The 19,179-nt window shown below is 35.0% G+C and carries 19 protein-coding genes; 15 read left to right on the plus strand and 4 right to left on the minus strand.

Annotation, left to right across the window (positions count from 1 at the left end):
• Positions 1-90: 90 nt before the first annotated feature.
• Positions 91-699: a hypothetical protein gene (locus tag ACFVQC_RS08870; protein ID WP_377898170.1), complete on the minus strand. Its 609-nt coding sequence runs from the start codon at positions 697-699 to the stop codon at positions 91-93.
• 231 nt (positions 700-930) lie between these two features.
• Between ACFVQC_RS08870 and ACFVQC_RS08875 the strand changes: the two genes are divergently transcribed.
• The 14 genes from ACFVQC_RS08875 to ACFVQC_RS08940 all read left to right on the plus strand — a co-directional run bounded on the left by ACFVQC_RS08875 (position 931) and on the right by ACFVQC_RS08940 (position 14,060).
• Positions 931-1,491 carry a nitroreductase family protein gene (locus ACFVQC_RS08875; RefSeq protein WP_002150450.1) on the plus strand — a complete coding sequence of 187 codons (561 nt, stop codon included), beginning with the start codon at positions 931-933 and terminating at the stop codon, positions 1,489-1,491.
• A gap of 115 nt (positions 1,492-1,606) precedes the next feature.
• Positions 1,607-3,022, plus strand: coding sequence for a stage V sporulation protein SpoVR (gene spoVR, locus ACFVQC_RS08880; RefSeq protein WP_377898171.1), 1,416 nt, complete (start codon positions 1,607-1,609; stop codon positions 3,020-3,022).
• Positions 3,023-3,146: 124 nt separating this feature from the next.
• On the plus strand, positions 3,147-5,033 hold the full coding sequence (locus ACFVQC_RS08885) for an AAA family ATPase (RefSeq protein ID WP_377893555.1): 1,887 nt from the start codon (positions 3,147-3,149) through the stop codon (positions 5,031-5,033).
• A 3-nt stretch (positions 5,034-5,036) separates the two neighbouring features.
• Positions 5,037-6,332 (plus strand): McrC family protein, encoded by a 1,296-nt coding sequence (locus ACFVQC_RS08890; RefSeq protein WP_377893553.1) that lies wholly within the window; start codon positions 5,037-5,039, stop codon positions 6,330-6,332.
• 106 nt (positions 6,333-6,438) lie between these two features.
• A complete protein-coding gene (locus tag ACFVQC_RS08895; RefSeq protein WP_377893552.1) occupies positions 6,439-7,716 on the plus strand; it encodes a neutral/alkaline non-lysosomal ceramidase N-terminal domain-containing protein in 1,278 nt (425 codons plus the stop codon).
• Positions 7,717-7,862: 146 nt separating this feature from the next.
• Positions 7,863-9,527 (plus strand): CoA-disulfide reductase, encoded by a 1,665-nt coding sequence (cdr, locus tag ACFVQC_RS08900; protein WP_377898172.1) that lies wholly within the window; start codon positions 7,863-7,865, stop codon positions 9,525-9,527.
• 132 nt (positions 9,528-9,659) lie between these two features.
• A complete protein-coding gene (locus tag ACFVQC_RS08905) occupies positions 9,660-9,923 on the plus strand; it encodes a metal-sensitive transcriptional regulator (RefSeq protein WP_002063885.1) in 264 nt (87 codons plus the stop codon).
• 88 nt (positions 9,924-10,011) lie between these two features.
• Positions 10,012-10,572: a sulfurtransferase TusA family protein gene (locus tag ACFVQC_RS08910; RefSeq protein WP_033706433.1), complete on the plus strand. Its 561-nt coding sequence runs from the start codon at positions 10,012-10,014 to the stop codon at positions 10,570-10,572.
• Between the two features lie 38 nt (positions 10,573-10,610).
• Complete coding sequence (locus tag ACFVQC_RS08915; protein WP_377898173.1) at positions 10,611-11,741, plus strand: MBL fold metallo-hydrolase; 1,131 nt, start codon at positions 10,611-10,613, stop codon at positions 11,739-11,741.
• A 19-nt stretch (positions 11,742-11,760) separates the two neighbouring features.
• A complete protein-coding gene (locus ACFVQC_RS08920; protein WP_002150428.1) occupies positions 11,761-11,991 on the plus strand; it encodes a sulfurtransferase TusA family protein in 231 nt (76 codons plus the stop codon).
• A 38-nt stretch (positions 11,992-12,029) separates the two neighbouring features.
• The gene (locus ACFVQC_RS08925) at positions 12,030-12,389 is read left to right on the plus strand and encodes a rhodanese-like domain-containing protein (protein ID WP_377898174.1); all 360 of its coding nucleotides are present in this window, start codon (positions 12,030-12,032) and stop codon (positions 12,387-12,389) included.
• 15 nt (positions 12,390-12,404) lie between these two features.
• Positions 12,405-12,701 (plus strand): rhodanese-like domain-containing protein, encoded by a 297-nt coding sequence (locus tag ACFVQC_RS08930; RefSeq protein ID WP_377898175.1) that lies wholly within the window; start codon positions 12,405-12,407, stop codon positions 12,699-12,701.
• A 72-nt stretch (positions 12,702-12,773) separates the two neighbouring features.
• Entirely contained in the window at positions 12,774-13,253 is a 480-nt protein-coding gene (locus ACFVQC_RS08935; protein WP_002063892.1) for a DsrE/DsrF/DrsH-like family protein, read from the plus strand.
• A 33-nt stretch (positions 13,254-13,286) separates the two neighbouring features.
• Complete coding sequence (locus ACFVQC_RS08940) at positions 13,287-14,060, plus strand: sulfite exporter TauE/SafE family protein (protein WP_002063893.1); 774 nt, start codon at positions 13,287-13,289, stop codon at positions 14,058-14,060.
• 33 nt (positions 14,061-14,093) lie between these two features.
• Here the strand turns inward: ACFVQC_RS08940 and ACFVQC_RS08945 are convergent, their stop codons facing one another.
• Both ACFVQC_RS08945 and ACFVQC_RS08950 read right to left on the minus strand, forming a co-directional pair.
• Positions 14,094-14,534: a hypothetical protein gene (locus tag ACFVQC_RS08945; protein WP_002010734.1), complete on the minus strand. Its 441-nt coding sequence runs from the start codon at positions 14,532-14,534 to the stop codon at positions 14,094-14,096.
• A 148-nt stretch (positions 14,535-14,682) separates the two neighbouring features.
• Positions 14,683-15,939 (minus strand): LCP family protein, encoded by a 1,257-nt coding sequence (locus tag ACFVQC_RS08950; RefSeq protein WP_377891250.1) that lies wholly within the window; start codon positions 15,937-15,939, stop codon positions 14,683-14,685.
• A 314-nt stretch (positions 15,940-16,253) separates the two neighbouring features.
• On the opposite strand from ACFVQC_RS08950, the gene ACFVQC_RS08955 reads away from it, so the two are divergent.
• The gene (locus tag ACFVQC_RS08955) at positions 16,254-17,252 is read left to right on the plus strand and encodes a YhdH/YhfP family quinone oxidoreductase (protein WP_377891252.1); all 999 of its coding nucleotides are present in this window, start codon (positions 16,254-16,256) and stop codon (positions 17,250-17,252) included.
• A gap of 35 nt (positions 17,253-17,287) precedes the next feature.
• On the opposite strand, the gene ACFVQC_RS08960 is transcribed toward ACFVQC_RS08955, so the two are convergent.
• Positions 17,288-18,943, minus strand: coding sequence for a Na/Pi cotransporter family protein (locus tag ACFVQC_RS08960; protein WP_377891254.1), 1,656 nt, complete (start codon positions 18,941-18,943; stop codon positions 17,288-17,290).
• Positions 18,944-19,179 lie beyond the last annotated feature (236 nt).

The raw sequence follows: 19,179 nt of genomic DNA on the forward strand, positions 1-19,179 counted from the left end.
AGTTTTTGGGAAAGACGGGAATTTATACTTGAAAATTGAAAGTTCATAAAGAAAAGGAAGAGGGATGAATATCTCTTCCTTTTTGGCATGTTAATTTGTTTTCTTTTCTTTAATAGACTTCACTAATTTAATCATTTCTGCCCGTATATCTTCTTTTTTAACATTTAGTTTTTCCGCAATTTGTTTAATATCCATCCCATCTTTTTTCATTTTCAGTACATCATCGAGAGAAGTATTACTTTTTTGAGCGATGATTGTTAATACCGTGAGCTGACGTAAGCCTATGTTATACTCTTTCATTTTTTGTTTTAGTCCATCTGGTGTGGACTTTTGCATACTTGCTAATTCTTGCAGTAGTGCTTTTTTCGTTTCTTTATTCATATGATGCTTTTTCAATTTACTTGGATCTACACCGAAATGCTCGGCTGTTTTCTCCCAAGATTTATTTTGCTTATAGTAAGCTAAAACGTCCTTAATTTCTTTTTTACTTATTTTTGCAATGTGGGCAGCTTTCCAAATTTCATGTTTGTTATAGCCGAGTTTTTCTAATGATTGCATTTCTTCTTCTGAAACTGGCTTATGATGGTGCATGGTTACTTCTTTTGGCGTGGCAGCGGAAGCAAAAGCAGAAGCAGGAAAGACAGATATCCCACACAATAATGCTGCCATAGTCATACTTACTACGATTTTCTTATACATGTAAACTCCTCCTAGATGGGTAATGTGGAAAACTTACACATATCATTTCCATAAAATGTGAAAAACTTGTGAACAAGTTAAGTTTTTTTATTCACAGTATAAAAAGAAGTTTTTCTTGGTTTTCCAACATAAAACATTGATTAATAGTGAAAAACTAGGTTATAATCGAAATTGAAAATCAATATCAATGACGGATTTATACATATAGATAAAAATAAGGGAGAGAAAAATATGACTACATATACTTCCATCGCAAACGTTATTAAAGAAAGACGTTCTGTTCGTACATTCACAGATAAAGCAGTAGAAAAAGAGCTATTAATTGAACTATTAAACGAAGCAACGTGGGCGCCGAATCATAAACATCGCGAGCCATGGAATTGTAAATTATACATTGGAGAAGGTCGTCAGAAATTAGTAGACGCAGTATTAAACTCTTTCACAGAAGAAGAAAGAGCGAAACGCGGCAAAATTTTATCTGACCGTTTCTTAAGCACCCCTGCACAAATCGTTGTGTACATTAATGAAGATCCGCGTCAAATTCAACGTGACGAAGATTACGCTGCAACATGTGCATTTATGCAAAACTTCCAATTACTTGCTTGGGAACGTGGCTTAGGATGTGTTTGGAAATCAGGTGGATTAAACTATAATCCACTATTTATAGAAGGAATCGGTTTAACAAGAGGTCAACGCATCATTGGAATTCTTCACATCGGCTATTTCGATAAAGCACCAGAAGGAAAAGCTCGTACGCCGATTACGGAGAAGATGGAGATTATTGAGGGTTAATTTGGAAGGCATTCTCGTTTTTTACGAGGGTGTCTTTTTATTATGTAATCAATCCTCATGAAAGCTTGTTCCCCATCATACACTTTCTTAAGGGAAAGTGTAAGGAGGGAAAATAATGAGAACAAGTGACGATAAAGCACTACAATATGCGATTGCTGAAATTACTGAAATTGCGACTGGATTTGGTCTTGATTTTTATCCGATGCGCTATGAAGTATGTCCAGCGGAAATTATTTATACATTTGGTGCATATGGGATGCCGACGAGGTTTTCGCATTGGAGTTTTGGAAAGCAATTTTTTAGAATGAAATTACAATACGATTTGGGACTTAGTAAAATTTATGAACTCGTTATTAACTCTGATCCATGTTACGCCTTTTTATTAGATACGAATTCTTTAATTCAAAATAAACTAATCGTGGCGCACGTTTTAGCGCACTGTGACTTCTTCAAAAATAATATTCGTTTTTCTAATACGAAACGTGATATGGTGGAGAGCATGTCAGCAACAGCTGAACGTGTGAAAGCATATGAGCATAAGTACGGAAAAGCAGAGGTAGAAACGTTCTTGGATGCAGTACTTGCCATTCAAGAACATATAGATCCATCACTTATGCGCCCGAAACTTGCATGGAGTATTGAAGATTTAGAAGAGGATGTAGAAAAGAAAAAGATATCACAGTACGATGATTTATGGAATTTAGATGATCGAAACAAAAAGAGGGAAAGACCTAATATGCATAAAAAGAAGAAAATCCCTCCGCAACCAGAAAAAGATTTACTCCTCTTTATTGAAGAATACAGCCGTGAGCTAGAAGATTGGCAGCGCGACATATTAACAATGATGCGCGAAGAAATGTTATATTTCTGGCCACAGCTTGAAACGAAGATCATGAATGAAGGCTGGGCTTCCTACTGGCATCAACGCATACTTCGTGAAATGGACTTAACATCTGGTGAAGCAATTGAATTTGCGAAATTAAATGCAGGTGTCGTACAGCCATCAAAAACAAGTATTAATCCATACTACCTCGGTATTAAAATGTTTGAAGATATTGAAGAACGCTACAACAATCCGACAGAAGAAATGAAGCGGCGCGGTGTGAAGCCAGGCTCTGGTCGTGAGAAAATGTTTGAAGTACGAGAAATTGAATGGGATGTATCATTCCTAAGAAACTACTTAAATAAAGAACTCGTAATGAGAGAAGATATGTACTTATTCCAGCGCCAAGGAAAAGAATATAAAGTAATTGATAAAGAGTGGGAACATGTACGCGATCAACTCGTAAATATGCGTACGAATGGAGGTTTCCCATACTTAGTAGTAGAAGATGGCGACTACTTAAAGAATGGGGAATTGTACATTAAACATAGCTATGAAGGAATTGAGCTAGATTTAAAATACTTAGAAAAAGTATTACCGTATCTTCATCAGCTATGGGGAAGAACGGTGCATATGGAGTCCATTGTGGAGAGTAAGGGCGTTGTGTTTTCTTATGACGGGAAGATGGTGCATCGGAAGTATGTGTGAGAGGAAGCCGCTGGAATCAGCGGCTTTTTTATTGATTTGGTAATTTAATGAAATTGGTAAACGTATATGTGATAATGTTGTTAGTTTCTTAAATTTTGTTTTTTATTCAAGGGGGATAAGATGCGTGGGGGAGTTTGAACTGCAAGTTTATCAAAGAAAATATGTGGTAGGGAAAGAGGTTGAGTATTACATCCTTACAGGTAAGATCAGTGAGGCAGAGTATATAGTTAAAGTTTTAGCAAATCATGAAGAGCTTGCATCAGTAGTTGTATATAAGAGGTTGGAGTTTGCAAAGAAAAAAGGAATGGAACTTTTGTTACAACATGAAGAAAATGTTGAGTTGGAAGATTTAGAGATGATTCATTTTAAAGAGGATCGTCTTAACGGAAAGCCTTGGCAAAAAGATAATGATAGTGTGCTCAAGTCATTGTTAAATCAGAATTATAGAAGTTTAAATGGGGAAATTGAGTCGCATATAGGGAATAAGAATGTAACCGAAGAGAGGGATAAGATAATGCAACAAAAAAATACGATTCTATATGGACCACCAGGAACAGGAAAAACATATACAGTTGCGGAGAAAGCGCTTGAAATCATTATGCCTCAACAGTACAAACAAATAATGGGAAACCGTTTAGCTGTAATGGAAGCCTATCAAAAATTAAGTGAACAAAATCGTATTTCTTTTTGTACATTTCATCAATCTTTCGCATATGAAGATTTTGTGGAAGGGTTAAGAAGTGACGAGGAAGGAAAATTCATATTACAGGATGGTATTTTTAAAAGAATATGTGAAACAGCGGTATTAGGAGAAACAAAGGATGTTTCTGTATATGATTTTGATGAGAATGAGATTGAATTTTATAAAATGTCTTTAGGTGGCATTCAAGAGGAATACGGAGAAGATATCTACAACTATTGTATTGATAATAATTGTGTTGCATTAGGTTGGGGCGGCAATATTGATTATGAGGGATGTATAGATCGCCAAGCTGTACATGAGAAATTTTATTCATACAATGCTGAGGATGATAAGGTATTTAATGTTGATGCAATTAATCGGTTTAAAAATTGGATGAAGAAGGACGATATTATTTTCATTTCTGAAGGTAACCATAAAATTAGAGCCATTGCGAAGGTAATTGGTGATTATAATTATGTTGAAGATTCAGAGATTAGATATAAACACTTTCGAGAAGTAGAGTGGTTATATTATGGCGAAACAATAGGTGTCGACCAAATTTTAAAAGATAAAGTATTATCGCAGCAAACAATATATCAATTTGGAAAAATGGATTTAAATATGCAGCAAATAAAACGTTTGCTTACAAAAACAAAACCAGTTAATGAAGAAACGGATAATTATGTACTTATTATAGATGAAATTAACCGAGGAAATATCTCGAAAATATTTGGGGAGCTTATTACTTTAATTGAAGATGACAAAAGAATTGATGCTACAAATGAAATAAAGGTAACTTTACCTTATTCGAAAAAATCATTTGGTATTCCTAGTAATCTTTATATTATTGGAACAATGAATACCGCTGACCGATCTATTTCGATGATGGATACAGCATTACGCCGAAGATTTCATTTTGAGGAACTAATGCCGCAACCGAATTTGTTACCAGAAAAAATAGGGAATATAGAAGTACAGAAAATGCTAAAAGTATTAAATGAGCGCATTGAGTTTTTAATTGATCGTAACCATACAATCGGACATGCCTATTTTATAAAAGAAAATTTAACTTTTGAAGAGCTAGTTGAAATTATGAAGTTTAAAGTAATCCCATTGTTACAAGAATATTTTTATGAAGATTGGGAGAAGGTGGAACTTGTTTTAGGTGGAGCTGGAAAACTGGGGGATAATTCATATTTCTTAACAAAAGAAGAAAAAACTGCTCAAGGAATTTTTAAAACTGAATTAGATTACGATCAAACTATAAAGAAATATCAATTGGTGGAAAATCCGAATGAACAAGCTTTTTTAAATATATATGAGGGATAGGATATGAAACATATCACAACATATGAAGTTGCAGGAAAAGTTTTGATTAAGGAAAATTGTTCACAATGTTTAACTGAAAAAGAAGCTAGAGACTTAGAAAAGTATATTGGAAGTAGTAAGCTTGATAAGAAGTGTATTAAATGGGGAAGAAATAGCGTAACATTTATTAATTATGTTGGTTTTATTCAACTAACAACGGTATCTATTGAAATCCTACCTAAAACGCAGATAAACAGCTCTGATAAAGAAATTGAAGAATCAAGAAAAATGTTATTACAAATGTTGTATAGGACAGGAAGTCTAAAGATTAATGTTAATAATATGAGTATGAATCAAATGTGTAAGCATAATTTATTAGAAATGTTTGGAGAGCTATTTGCATTGATGTTGGAAAAAGAATTAATGAAGGGGCTTTATATGCAGTATGTTCAACTAGAGGAGAACTTATCTGTAGTAAAAGGGAATATTCTTTTTCATAAACAATTACAAAATCAAGCAACTCGTGTTAATCGTGTACATTGTCAATATGAAGAATTTTCTGCTGAAACCCAATTAAATTATATTTTGAAAAGTGCAATTGAAAAATTAATGAGTAATGTGAAACAATTAGGAACCTTAAAGAAATTGAAAAGATGTTCTGTTTATTTTGATGAGCTGGCATTTTCAACAATAACAAGCATGGATTTTAATACAGTTTATTTTAATAGGTTAAATAGAAGGTTTGAACCAATTTTTATTTTAGCAAGAATGATATTAGAAAATATGTTTTCATTATCAAGTTTCGGAAAAGAAAAAAGTTTTTCGATTTTATTTAGAATGGATGAATTGTTTGAGAAGTATATTGCTAATTTATTAGATACATGTATTGAACATAAAGTGATGGGTCAGCATAAGAAATATAAACTTATGATTAATGAGTTTAATGATAGAGAGGTATATCCATTGAAACCTGATATTGTTGTTTTGCAGAATGACAGTGAAAAGCTGATTATTGATACAAAATGGAAATTTATTAATGGTTCTAGAAACCGTCATGGAGTAAAAAGAGAAGATCTATTTCAAATGTATGCGTATTTAACTAGGTATGAGAAGGTTTCAACGGTAATTTTGTTGTATCCACATCAATCAGCTATTGCTAAGCCATCAAGTGAAGTTTTGGAATCGTGGTATTTAGAAGAATCTACGGGAATTCAACAAAAACAAAAAATAAGGGTATATTCTGTCAATTTATCCAGTGAAAGAAGAGTAATTCAAGATTTACAAGGGATAATTGAAGAGAACCTCACTGTATTATTATGAGAGTTTTTAGTAAATCGTTGTGAGTATATCGGAAGTATGTGTGATAAAAAGTCAAATATGCTATTCTTGAAAAAAGGGAGTTACATAGAGAAATGGAGAGATTCAAATGAGCAAAGTAGGGGTATGCAAGGTGGATATTACGCCGCCTTTAGGCATTGATTTTATCGGATATCATAGAGATACAGGAATTAATAATATTGAAGAGCGTATTTATGGGACGGTCTTTGTATTTGAAAAAGATGAAATAAAAACTGTGTTTATAAGCATTGATAATATTGGGATGTTAGTAGAAGATACGAATATTATTCGTGAGCGAGTAGCTAGTAGGCTTCATGTCCCATTTGAGCGAATAACGGTTGTTTATACTCATACGCATTCCGGTCCAGAAACGGTCGGTGATGATCCGCTAGTACAGTCGTATAAAACGATTTTAGTAAATAATGTGGTGCACGGTGCTGTTACTGCAAATAACAACATGGTGTTATGTGAAGTTGGATGGGGTGTTACGACAGGTGATATGGGAGTAAACCGAAGAGAGAGAACATCTGATGGAAAAGCGAAGATGGGAATAAATATAGGGGGTGTTGTAGATAAACGAATTGGCATGTTAGCAATGAGAGATGCTGAAACGAAGGAGCTATCTGGGATTGTAGTATTTTGTACTGCTCATCCGAATGCTTTAAAAGGTGATAGTGATGTATTATCAGCAGATTATCCTGGAATGACGAGAGGGATTCTTGAGAAGATAGTAAACTGTCCTGTTATTATTGTTCAAGGTGCTGCCGGAAACGTGAACGCGAAGTATCGTGGTTCAAGGAAAGCATTAAAACAAATGGCTTACACACTTGGTGGACATGTATTAACGATGCTACCAACAGTTACATATAGCCCAATTGTAAAATTAAGAACGATTTCGAGTACGATGCAAATGAAATTGAAGGATATTCCTGAAATTGATGAGATAAGAGGAATGGCTCGATTAGCTGAGAGACAGTGGGGTGTGAATACAGATGAATGGCTTACTATCGTTTTAGAGAAACATAAGCAAAATATTCGGCAGCTAAGTATCGTTTTAGAAGTTCAACTGTTTCAAATTAATGATGGTATGTTCGCTGGAATACCGATGGAACCTTTTTCGGAAACTGCGTTAGAAATAAAAGAGAGTCTTCAAAATGAACTAGCTTTCTTTGGTGGCTATACGAATGGATATATTGGTTACTTACCGACAAAAGAGGAATATGCATATGGTGGGTATGAAGTGGAATTAAATCCTGTTGTGTATGGGCCGGTTACAAACTTGTTGATGCCGCCAGAGGAGAATACAGCAGATTTCATTGTACAGAAAGTTATAGAAATATACGTAAAAGAACTTGGAGCTATCTAGGTTCTTTTTTGTTTCGAATTTGTGAACAAAAGATATATATATTGAAAATGATTTTTGTATATTTTATTATATACCCATACGGGTATGAGTTTTTTGTTTATAATACATGGAGAAATTAAATAATAAACAACATGGAGGTTTAAAATATGTCTAGAAAAATTGTTGTAGTAGGTGGGGTTGCGGGCGGGGCATCAGTCGCTGCAAGGCTTCGTCGTTTAAGTGAAGAAGATAAAATTATTATGGTTGAGCGTGGTGAATATATTTCATTTGCAAATTGTGGATTACCATACTATATTGGCGGTGTAATTACAGAAAGACAAAAACTATTAGTACAAACTGTTGAAAAGATGTCAAAGCGTTTTAATTTAGATATACGTGTATTAAGTGAAGTGGTAAAGATTAATAAAGAAGAGAAAACAATTACTATAAAGAATGTAACTACAAATGAAACATATAACGAGGAATATGATGTGTTAATTCTTTCACCAGGGGCAAAACCAATTGTTCCACCTATTCCGGGTATTGAAGAAGCGAAGGCGTTGTTTACATTACGAAATGTACCTGATACAGATCGTATTAAAGCATACATTGATGAGAAGAAACCAAGTCATGCGACGATTATTGGTGGCGGATTTATTGGGATTGAAATGGTTGAAAACTTAAGAGAACGAGGACTTGATGTTACTCTTGTAGAGATGGCAAATCAAGTAATGCCACCGATTGATTATGAGATGGCAGCGTATGTACATGAACAGATGAAACAGCATAATGTTGAGCTTGTTTTTGAAGATGGTGTGGATGCTATAGAAGAGAACGGAACTATTGTGCGTTTAAAAAGCGGTTTAAATATAAAGACAGATATGATTATTTTAGCAATTGGTGTACAACCAGAGAGTCGTTTAGCAAAGGATGCAGGATTAGCACTAGGAGTTAGAGGAACGATAAAAGTAAATGAAAAATTTCAAACGTCGGATTCATATATATATGCAATCGGTGATGCGATTGAAGTGAAAGATTTTGTTACAGAAACAGAAACGATGATTCCTTTAGCGTGGCCAGCTAATCGTCAAGGTCGCATGTTAGCAGATATTATTCATGGTCATATGGATTCTTTATATAAAGGTACGATGGGAACTTCTATAGCTAAAGTTTTTGATTTAACAGTTGCTTCGACGGGAGTAAATGAGAAAATATTGAAACGGTTAAATATACCCTATGAGGTAGTACACGTACAAGCAAATTCCCATGCTGGATATTATCCAAATGCTACCCCAGTACTAATCAAATTAATTTTCAATAAAGAAAATAGAAAAATTTATGGAGCACAGGCGCTAGGGCGTGACGGTGTAGATAAGCGTATTGACGTTATTGCAACAGCGATGAAAGCAAATTTAACTGTAATTGATTTGCCAGATTTAGAATTATCATATGCACCACCATATTCATCTGCGAAAGATCCAGTAAACATGGTAGGATATGCGGCAAGTAATATAGTAGATGGTTTTGTTGATACAGTACAATGGCATGAAATTGATCGTATTGTTGAAAATGAGGGATATCTGATTGATGTTCGAGAGCCTAATGAATTAAAGCAAGGAATGATTAAAGGTTCTATTAATATTCCATTAGATGAATTACGTGATCGCTTGGATGAAGTGCCATTAGATAAAGAAATATATATTACTTGTCAGCTTGGTATGAGGGGATATGTTGCAGCACGTATGTTAATGGAAAAAGGATATAAGGTAAAGAACATAGATGGTGGTTTTAAATTGTATGGGACAGTATTACCAGAACGTGTTGTATATTGATAGGTTTCACTTTTTGTTTAGCGAACATATAAGGTGAAAATTAAAAATAGGGGTTTACAAAATACCTGTAGGGGTATAATATATTGTCATAAGTTATAAATGGTGACATAATGGTAATGAGGTGATTATAGGATGGAATATAATCAAGATATGAAAAATAGATTGAAACGTATTGAAGGTCAAGTTCGTGGTGTGCTTCGCATGATGGAAGAGGGAAAAGATTGCCGAGATGTTATTACACAGTTAACTGCATCCCGTTCTGCGCTAGATCGTACAATTGGACTCGTTGTGGGAACAAATTTAGAGCAATGTTTACGTGAACAGTTTGAAAGTGGAAATGGTTCAAATGAAGAATTAATTAAAGAAGCTGTTCAATTACTTGTAAAAAGCCGATAATCTGTCAAACATATGTGTTGACAGATTTTCAAAAACATTTTATTATACCCCTATAGGTATATGTATAGTGATTAGGGAGGAAATGACGATGAGTATAAAAGTGGATACGAGTTTAGATTGTAAAGGATTGGCTTGTCCGATGCCGATTGTGAAGACGAAGAAGGCGATGGAAAGATTGGCATCAGGGCAAGTGATTGAAATCGAGGCAACAGATAAAGGATCTACGTTAGATATTCAAAGTTGGGCGAGTAAAGTAGGGCATCAATATATCGGGACGAAACAAGAGGGAGATATATTAAAGCATTATGTAAGAAAAGCCCATGAGCATGAAGTGAATGAAGTTGTGAAATATCCTTATACGATTACGAATGGGGAATTGCAAAATATATTATTAAGTGGTGAGGATTGCACTGTATTAGATGTTCGTGAAGAAGCGGAATTCGTCTTTGGTCATATTCCATCCGCAATTTCGGTGCCGTTAGGTGAATTAGATAGTGCTTTGTTAGACAGTGCGAAACCAATTTATGTTGTTTGCCGAACGGGTAATCGTAGTGATATAGCGTGTCAAATGTTGAAAGAAAAAGGTTTTTCAAACGTGAAAAATGTCATTCCAGGTATGTTAGAGTGGCAAGGGAATGTGGAGAAATAAAATTTTTTAAATAAAAATATACCTACGGGGGTAATTAAATGAACATTAAGATGTTACAAGCAAAAGATGTTGCAGAGAAAATTTTATTCGGAGATTTGTTTATTTTAGATGTTCGTAATGAGACGGATTATGAAGATTGGAAAATTGAAGGGAAACAAGTTTCTTCTATAAATAAACCTTATTTTGACTTGTTAGATGGTGTAGATCATATTGTAGATGAATTACCGAGAGAAAAAGAGATTTTAGTCGTATGTGCGAAAGAAGGTTCTTCGCAGTTTGTTGCGGAGCAATTGTTGAATGCTGGTTTCAACGATGTTTCCTATTTAGCTGGTGGGATGAAAGCTTGGAGTGAATATGTAAAGCCGCTCAAAGTAGGAGATGTACAGGGCGGAGGGAGTATATATCAATTTAACCGTCTTGGAAAAGGCTGCCTATCCTATATGGTAGTTTCAAAAGGTGAAGCAGCAGTTATTGATGCAGTAAGAACGGTTGAAGCATACGAGGAATTTGCGAAAGAGCATGGAGTTACTATTACGAATGTAATGGATACACATTTACATGCAGACCATATTTCTGGTGGTCGTAAGTTAGCTGAAAAAGTAGGTGGTACGTATTGGTTACCTCCAAAAGATGCGGAGGAAGTCGTTTTCTCATACGAACGACTTGTAGAAGGATCTGTTATTACGGTGGGGGGTACCAAAATTGGAATTGACGCGTTATACTCACCAGGGCATACGATTGGGAGTACGTCATTTATTGTAGATGATTCCTATTTATTATCAGGCGATATTTTATTTGTAGATTCAATCGGGCGTCCAGATCTTGCTGGTAAGGCTGAAGATTGGGTGAGCGATTTACGAAATACATTATATAAGCGCTATAAGGAATTATCTCAAGAGTTAATTGTTTTACCAGCTCATTACTCAAAAATAAGTGAAATAGATGAGAATGGTATTGTAAGTGCCAGTTTAAAAGAATTATTTGAGTCTAATGCAGGACTAAATATTAAATGTGCGGATGAATTTCGTAAAATCGTAACAGAGAATTTACCACCTCAGCCGAATGCTTATGAAGAAATTCGTCAAACGAATATGGGGAAAATCCATCCGAGTGTGGAAGAAGAGCGTGAAATGGAGATTGGTCCAAATCGCTGTGCAGTTCATAATTAATAACAAATTGGAGGGATAGATGATGAATATAAAACAAGTATTAGATGCGAAAGGTTTAGCATGCCCGATGCCGATTGTAAGAACGAAGAGAGCGATGGATACTTTACAATCTGGAGAAGTGTTAGAAGTACATGTAACAGATAAAGGATCAGTAAAAGATATTCCAGCATGGTCAAAAACAGGCGGTCATGAAATAGTAAAGCATAATATAGAAGACGATGTGCTGAAGTTTTGGATTAAGAAGGCGTAGTGAAGAACTAGTTTTATAAAGGCGGAGAGGTTGGTTATATGAATACAATATTAAGTACGCTTTTCATTGTACTTGCTGCATGGTTTGTTATTTCACGTTTTTTACCGGTGAAAGGTGTTCAAAATATAAATGGAAAAGAATTAAAAAGTATAGTGGGAAAACAGGGGAAGTACTTTATTGATGTTCGTACAGTAGGTGAATATAGAGGAAATCATATGAGAGGATTTCAGAATATCCCGCTAAATGAGTTAGTTAGTAAGGCAAATCAGCTAGATAAAAATAAGGAAGTAATCGTTATTTGTCAGAGCGGGATGAGAAGTAAGCAAGCAGCAAAAGTATTAAAGAAATTAGGATTTCAGCACATTATAAATGTTTCAGGCGGTATGAACGCTTTGTAAGGAAGGGATAGCAAGATGAAAGAAATAACAGCGAGAGAAGTAGAGGAAAGATTGTTACGAAATGAAGAGATACATGTGATTGATGTTCGTGAAGTGGAAGAAGTGATGGAAGGGAAAATTCCAGGAGTGATTCATATTAGGTTAGGTTTACTAGAGTTTCGAATACATGAACTGGATAAAAATAAAGAATATATTATCGTTTGTCGCTCAGGCAAGAGAAGTGCAAGAGCAGTTCAATTTTTAGAAGGCTACGGTTTTCGAGCGATTAATATGGTAGGTGGTATGTTAGATTGGGAAGGTAAAGTTGTATAGTACGGAGATAAATGATTTGAGCCTTTTTATAAATAGTTAAATACCCCTATAGGTAATTAGGAGGAGAACAACATGGAACAACAGAAGAAAACGACGATTGTTTTATTTAGTGGAGATTATGATAAGGCGATGGCAGCTTATATTATTGCAAATGGTGCAGCGGCGTACGATCATGAGGTGACTATTTTTCATACTTTCTGGGGTTTAAATGCGCTTAGGAAAGATGAGCATGTGAAAGTAAAGAAAACGTTTATAGAGAAAGTGTTTGGAAAAATGATGCCGCGCGGCGCTGATAAGATGGGATTATCAAAAATGAATTTTGCTGGTATGGGGCCAAAGATGATTAAAGGCATTATGAAGAAGCATAATGCGATGTCTTTGCCAGATTTAATTGATATGGCGAAAGAGCAAGAGGTTAAGCTTGTAGCTTGTCAAATGACAGTAGATTTATTAGGGTTAAAAGAGGAAGAGATTATGGAAGGGGTAGAGTTTGCAGGAGTAGGTGCATATTTAGCAGATGCTTCGGATGGGAATGTGAATTTATTTATTTAAATCACCTTCTTTTTAGAAGGCGGGGGATACAATATGAGTTTAACAGTACTACTTTTTATTATTGGATTTATAGGTTCGTTCATATCAGGGATGGTTGGGATTGGCGGTGCAATTATTAATTATCCGATGATCTTATACATTCCAGTATTGCTAGGATTTGCCGGATATACATCACATGAAGTGAGTGGTATTACAGCGGTTCAAGTATTCTTTGCAACTTTTGCAGGCGCGTGGGCGTACAGGAAAAGTAACGATATGGATAAAACGTTGGTTGTGTATATGGGAGCTAGTATATTAATAGGAAGCTTTGTAGGTAGCTTTAGCGCGAATTTATTAAATGAGCATGCTGTAAATGTTGTTTATACAATATTAGCTACTATCGCGGCTATTATGATGTTTATACCGAAGCGAAGCGATCGTAAGGGATCAGAGGGGATTATGTACAATAAATGGCTAGCTAGTTTGTTAGCGTTTATTGTAGGAAGTGTTTCCGGCATTATTGGGGCTGGTGGTGCGTTTCTTTTAGTCCCGATTATGCTAGTTGTTTTAAAACTACCGATACGTACGACAATAGCAACCTCTATCGCTATTACTTTTATTTCCTCGATAGGAATTACTACTGGGAAAGTGATTACTGGACAAATAGTTGTTATTCCGGCTCTTATCGTTGCGATAGCAAGTTTATTTGCCGCTCCTCTTGGAGTGAAAGTAGGGAAGAGACTGAATCAAAAAATTTTGCAATATGTATTGTCCGCTTTAATTGTAGGAACTGCGATAAAGATGTGGATTGATATGATATCGAAATAAAAAGATGGTGCTCTTGTAGCACCATCTTTTTATTTACGCCCAAATAACTTTCATTAAGTTCTTATATTCATCGTTTGCCAGTTTATATAGCATTCTCGTGTGTTCAAAGACAAGTGCGGGATTAAAGTTTGGTTCTGAGAATGCAAGAGATGTTGAAATATCAATTGCATTTTGTTTGTTTAGCGTGAATTTTGCAAATCGATAAGATGTGTTTAATTCATTGATGACATGTAAAATGTCATTTTTTGATGTTGAATCAGGTACAAGAGCAACATTGAAGCAGTATATATCCACAGCAGGATGTTCGCTTTGGAAAGCAGCGATAAGTTGAATTTTTGCGCCAGCTTCTGTTTCTAATCCTACTGAAAAATGTACCGAACCATCATTTTCATCTATATTTTCTTCCATGTATATATCGTTTGATTTTAAGTACTCTTTAAAATCTGAAATGTTATGTTTTACTGCAGCTTTCATATGTATGAGCCCCCTGATAATTGGAATAGATTACTATTATTTATTATAATTTAAAAATATTAAAAAAGATAGTTGGAAAGTTCTGATTTTTTGTTTTGAAAGCATTAAAAAGAAGCAGTGCTCTACCTCCATAGAGCACTGCTTCACTTTATTCATTGTCATTAGACGATGTTTCTGTATCTTTACTACTATTATCATTATGCTTGTTGTTACTTGATTCATGTTTGTTTGTATCTTCAGAGTCAGCTTCTTTCGTTCTCTCTGAGCTTGTTTTTTTCGAATCGGATGTAGATTCTTTCGTTTTCTCTGAATTTGTTTTTTTAGAATCAGAATCAGAGTCAGAGTCTGATTTTGTATATGCAGGTAGTCCAAGGTGACTACGAAGTTCGTTTGTAACATTAGCTAATTCTTTTTTATCTGGATTGTAGTAGTAAGTTCGGCCACCACCAGCTGACTTACTACATGTATCATCACCTTTTGCCATGTAACAATCTTCACCTTGAAGTTGTAATTTCTCAATTTCCGAATCCGATCCATATTTATAGAATGAAAGCATGTCATCGAATGTTAAGTTTGTAACGAATTGTCCGTTAATATCATCAATGATGTTTCCAACTTTTGTTACAGACCCAGCGCTTGTTAGTTTCTTTAAAATTGCTTCAATAACAAGTTGCTGACGTTGTCCACGCATTGCATCACTATCAATGTGCCTTGTTCTAGCAAGAGCAAGAGCTTCTTCACTATTTAACTTTTGAACACCTTTTTTCAGGTGAATTGCATCGGCGTTATCATTACTATCTTGTTCAGTAAACTCAACTGGTACGTCAACTTCAATGCCGCCTAAATCATCAACGATTTTCATGAATGATTTAAAGTTGAATTTTACAAAGTAATCGACGGGAACATTCATTAATTTTTCAACTGCATCAATACTAGCTTGTGGTCCACCATCTTTTCCGTTTTTGGTAGCACCGAATGCATGAGCGTGTGTAATTTTATCTTTTTTCTTTTCTACTGGAATATAAGTATACGTGTCACGTGGAATACTTAATAGCTTTACAGTTTTGCTATCTTTATTAAACGTTGCAAGTAATAGTGCATCCGTTCTTATAGCTTCACCATATTCTTTTCCGCGGACATCGCTTTCATCAACGCCCATTATTAAGACAGAGACGTTATTTGTAATAGGTTTTACAGCTTTAGCACGTAAATCAGACTTATCACCGCGTGCTAAATCGTGAGCGGCGTTTCGAACAGCAGAAGATGCTTTATTTACTAAAAACCATGTATAACCGCCACCTACTATTAAAAAGAATAGAATAACGCTTATAATAATTTTTGTTTTTTTCTTACTATTTTTCGGTTTACTTCGTGTATTTTCTTGTAAAGATGGGTTTTGCTCCATTTCTTGTACTCCTTCATTTGGATTGAAATACGACACTCATATCCACTTATTATAATGAAATTTAGCGAAAAAAAACATTACAAATCATTTACATTTCGTAAAAATTCAATTTATTTATAAAAAGTCAGATTTTCTATATTTTATTTTAAAGATGTAGAACAAGTATAATGTGTTTTAGTAGAAATGAAAATATGTATTGTGAGAAAGTGATAGAGAAGTAAGATTTGTTGAAATATAGCCAAGAAGAAGCGATTAGCTTTACATTCATTTTTTATATAATAAAGAAGTATTCTACGGATGAAGGAGAGAGCGTAATGAATCATACATCATTCCAAGCAATTGTTGTGAAAGAAAAAGAAAATAATCAATTTGAAAGAAAGCTTGTTGAGAGAGAAATTAATAGTTTACCTGAAGGAGACGTATTAATACGTGTTTATTATTCTTCATTAAATTATAAAGATGCCCTTTCAGCTACTGGTAATAAAGGTGTAACGAGAACATATCCTCATACACCTGGCATAGATGCAGCGGGAGAGGTTGTTAGTAGTGGAAATGACTCCTTTAAGGAAGGGGATCAAGTCATTGTAACTGGATATGATTTAGGCATGAATACTTCTGGTGGTTTCGGAGAATATATTCGCGTGCCATCATCTTGGGTCGTTCCTTTACCAAAAGAAATGTCTTTGAAGGAAAGTATGATGTACGGGACAGCCGGTTTTACAGCTGCCTTATCGGTATATAAGCTCATTAGAGCGGGAATTACACCTAGTACGGGAGATGTTTTAGTAACGGGTGCTACGGGCGGAGTAGGCAGTGTAGCAGTTAGTATTTTAGGAAAGCTAGGATATAGCGTAGTAGGGGCAACAGGGAAAATGGAAGAGAAAGAGATGCTGCTACGTTTAGGTGTAAAAAAGATGATTCGCCGCGCGGAGTTGAGTGATGAATCAGGAAGACCGATGCTTAAAGGAATATACGCTGGGGTTGTCGATACTGTAGGCGGAAACATGTTAGAAAGTTCTTTAAAGGTAGTTAAGTATGGAGGCTGTGTAACAACGTGTGGTAACGTAGCAGGGCATGAATTAAATACAACTGTATACCCATTCATATTACGAGGGATTAGCCTTTTAGGAATAGATTCAGTTCAATGTCCAGTAGATGTGAGAAGAGAAGTGTGGGCATTGCTAGCAGGTGAGTGGAAAAATTCAGAGCTATTATCTTATACAGAAGAATGTACATTAAAAGAATTAGATGAGAAGTTTACACTTATACTGCAAGGAAAATTAAAAGGAAGAACGGTTGTAAATATGAAATGAAAAAAGAGACGCTAATTTGAGCGTCTCTTTTCCTATTATAATGATTGCTTTAAATTTACTTTTCCTTGTTCACCTAAAACGCCATCAGCAATATTTACAGCGTGATCACCGATACGCTCTAAGTTACTTACCATATCAACGAAAATGATGCTTGCATCACCTGAACAGCTACGTTCGTTCAGACGTAACACATGACGTTTACGAAGAACACGTTCCATTTGGTCAATTTTACGTTCTTTTGCAATAACCGTTTGAGCTAGTTCAGTGTCGAAGTTTGTTAAAGCATTAATTGCATCTTGTAATGTTGAAATTGTTAATTCAAGCATTTCATTTAGTTCAGCTAGTGCTTCATCCGATAGTGAAACACGGTTTGAAATTTGGAAATCTACAAGTTCTACAAGGTTTTCTACATGATCACCGACACGTTCAATATCTCCGACAACACCTGCTAAAACGGAATGTTTTTCAGAATCTGAAGGTGAAAGTGGTTTTTCTGATAGTAAAACTAAATACTCGGTAATTTTTTTATCTAAATTGTTAATAGCGCCTTCTAATTGAGTAGCCATGTTCGCGTGTTTTTTGTCTTGTGTATTTAAAAATTGGTTTGCTTCTTTTAATCCATCTAATGAAAACTCCGCCATACGGATAATCTCTTTTTGAGCTTCTGTTAAAGCAATAGCTGGAGATTGTTCAATAAAGATTGGATTTAAATGTTGTGGTTTGAAGTTAATGGATGCATCTTCACCACGAATAATTTTTGTTACAATCCAGGCTAATACTGCAATGAATGGGAACTGAATGATTGTATTCGTTACGTTAAATGTTCCGTGTGCAAATGCAATTGTCATTTCTGGATTTAAGTTTAATGACGTTTGGAAATATTGAATTAAACTTGTAAATGGTATCAATATAATCGTAAAGATAATGGTACCAATAATATTAAAGATAACGTGAACTAATGCTGCACGTCTTGCTGCAATTGAAGTACCGATTGCTGCTAATACTGCTGTAATTGTCGTACCGATGTTATCACCGAATAATACAGGAAGGGCAGCTTGTAAATCGATTGCACCCTGGCCAAATAATTCTTGTAAAATACCGATTGTTGCGCTTGAGCTTTGTACAATTAAAGTGAAGACTGTACCGACAATAATTCCTAGAATTGGATTATCACTCATGCTAACCATTAAATCTTGGAATGACTCTAAAGAACGAAGAGGTTTCATACCTGCGCTCATTAATTCTAAACCGAAGAATAACATACCAAAACCGAATACAACTTGACCTACAGAATGTACTTTTTTATTTTTAAAGAAGAATAGTAAAATCGCTCCAACTGCCATAACTGGGAGAGCGTATTCTCCGATTTTAATTCCGATAATAAATGCAGTAACTGTCGTTCCGATATTCGCACCCATAATAACACCAATTGCTTGTCTTAATGTCATAAATCCGGCACTTACAAGTCCGACCGTTAAAGCAGTTGTTCCTGAACTTGATTGAATTAATACAGTAACTAACATACCTGCTAGTACACCCATAAGTGGGTTCGTTGTAAAGCGATCTAGAATATCGCGAAGACGATCTCCAGCTGCTTGTTGCAGTCCATCGCCCATGTATTTAATCCCGAATAAGAAAATACCTAATCCACCAATGAACTGGAAGATCATTTCTTGAACATTATATTCCACGCATTCCACTCCTTAAATTTCATGTACGATGTAATTATTAACTGAACCTTGAGTAACTGTAAACGGTTTGCTAGTAAAATTTACACTAAATTTACAAAGAGGTGAAAAGTTTACAAATCTTTAAAGAAACACCTGGATTTAATTGGTTTTCATCTTTTACAAATGGAATTTTTGTAAAGAAATCATATTTATCACACTATTTGCGGATAGTAAAAATAGGAGAGGTAAACTATCCA

This window comes from Bacillus sp. NPDC057893, assembly GCF_042796455.1.
GTDB lineage: Bacteria > Bacillota > Bacilli > Bacillales > Bacillaceae_G > Bacillus_A.